Origin of the sequence: Paracoccus sp. 228 (genome assembly GCF_000967825.1) — a bacterium.
Lineage (GTDB): Bacteria > Pseudomonadota > Alphaproteobacteria > Rhodobacterales > Rhodobacteraceae > Paracoccus > Paracoccus marcusii.
In genome coordinates this window covers 1-1,959 of sequence record NZ_JYGY01000026.1, presented here as the reverse complement: position 1 = coordinate 1,959, position 1,959 = coordinate 1, and the positions used below count along the sequence as shown (strand labels likewise).

At 60.5% G+C, this 1,959-nt stretch carries 2 protein-coding genes; both read left to right on the top strand.

From position 1 onward, the window contains the following. Nucleotides 1-942 (top strand): IS66 family transposase (locus tag SY26_RS19660; RefSeq protein WP_046001975.1); only part of this gene is annotated, 942 nt, incomplete at its 5' end. A gap of 76 nt (nt 943-1,018) precedes the next feature. Beyond that, on the top strand, nt 1,019-1,723 hold the full coding sequence (locus tag SY26_RS19655) for a LuxR family transcriptional regulator (RefSeq protein ID WP_045984006.1): 705 nt from the start codon (nt 1,019-1,021) through the stop codon (nt 1,721-1,723). The last annotated feature ends 236 nt before the right edge of the window (nt 1,724-1,959 follow it).

The following is a 1,959-nucleotide window of genomic DNA, read 5'->3' as shown; positions in this document are numbered from 1 at the left end:
CAGAGCCAGATCTTCGAGCGCGAGGGGCTCGACCTCGACCGCTCGACGCTGACGGATTGGGTCGGCAAGTCCACCGCGCTGCTGGAACCCCTCGCGGTGGCCATTGGACGGCATGTCTTGGCCGGACAGGCGATATTTGCGGATGACACGTCGGTGAAGATGCTGGCACCCGGCACAGGCAAGACGGCGACGGCACGGTTGTGGGTCTACGGGCGGGACGAGCGGCCTTGGGGCGGTGATGCCCCGCCCGCCAGTTGGTATCGCTTCTCGCCCGATCGGAAGGGCCAGCACCCGAAGGATCACCTGTCAGGATATTGCGGCTGGATGCACGCCGACGGCTATGCCGGGTTCGAGGACATCTACCGGTCCAGCGACATCCACGAGGTCGCCTGCATGGCCCATGTCCGGCGCAAGTTCGTCGACGTCCACAGGGCCCAGGGATCGGCCATCGCCGACGAGGCCATCCGGCGCATCGCGCAGCTCTATGCCGTCGAGAAAGAGGCTCGTGGATCGCCGCCGGACCGGCGTGTCGAGATCCGCCAGGCAAAAGCGGCGCCGATCTTCGACGGTTTGGAGAGCTGGCTGCATGATCAACTGCCCACGATCTCCGGCAAGTCGCCGCTGGCCATGGCGATCCGGTATGGCCTGACACGCATGAAGCGGCTTCGGCCCTATCTCGACCAAGGCTTCCTCGAACTGGACAATAATACGGCCGAGCGCGCCATGCGATCCGTGGCCGTCGGACGAAGGAACTACCTGTTCGTCGGCTCGCAGACCGGCGGCCGCGCCGCCGCCATCGCATATACCCTGATTGAGACCGCAAAGCTGAATGGCGTAGACCCGCAGGCCTGGCTCGCCGATACGCTGGCCTGCATCCCAGACTACAAGATCACCCGCGTAGAAGATCTCCTGCCGTGGAACTGGTCAAAACAAGCGGCCTGACCGGACGCTTACCTTAAAACCTACTTTTGGGTGCATACATCCTGCTATGAGGAAAGATCCTTAGCGAGGTTATCCCATGAGCCAGCTTTTCGAGTGGTGTAAGGATATGGAACACGGGATTGCGAGCGAGGCGGCCATAATGGCCGACTTTAGCAAGGTTCTCGGCGAGATAGGAGTGCACCATATCTCCTACATCGAGGTGAGCCTCAGCGGGGGCAGTCGCGCCAGCACCACCTACCCCGAGAGTTGGCATCAGACCTACCTAGAAAACGCGCTCTACCGGCAGGATCCGGCGATCCGGGTGGCGCGCAATGCCACCGGCCTGCAATTGTGGGACGTGGACACTCTTGAGGGGGAGGACCGCGCCTTTTTCGAACAGTCACGGGCGCACGGGGTACCACATTGCGGTTGCGCAATGTACCTCTATCAGCCGGGGTCGGTCTCCTTTGGGGTCTTCTCGCTTGCCTCAGACCTGCCGGCGCCAGAGTGGCGTGCGCTCTGCCGGGCCCACCGGCGCGAACTCGAAGTGTGCGGTAATACCTTACGCGATATTCTGGACCGCCTCGGCGCACGGGCAGAAGCGCCGAAACTTTCACCACGTGAGCACGATGTGCTGACTTGGGCCGCCCGCGGAAAGACTAGCTGGGAGACAGCAGCAATTCTCGGGCTCACGGAGGGCACGGTCTATCAGTATATCCGCAGTGCCATGAGGAAGCTTGGTGCCTGCTCCAAGTTGCATTGCGTTATTCTCGCTATCGAAGCTGGTGTGCTAGAGATATAGGATTATTACCCATTAATTTTGGCGGAGGCTCACAATTCAGCCTCCGGAAAATGGCAGTGACATATCTGATCTCTTTTAATTGAGCGAAATGAGAATGGCGCGTACCACGCTCTTAAAGAAGTCCCATGGCAAGCCAAGCGTCTGATGCCGAAAGGGGCAAAATAGTACACTAAGAGCTGATCTTAGCGGGTTATGAAGGGTAGGCCGGGGCTGAGCCAATCTCAGGGCAGGCTCAC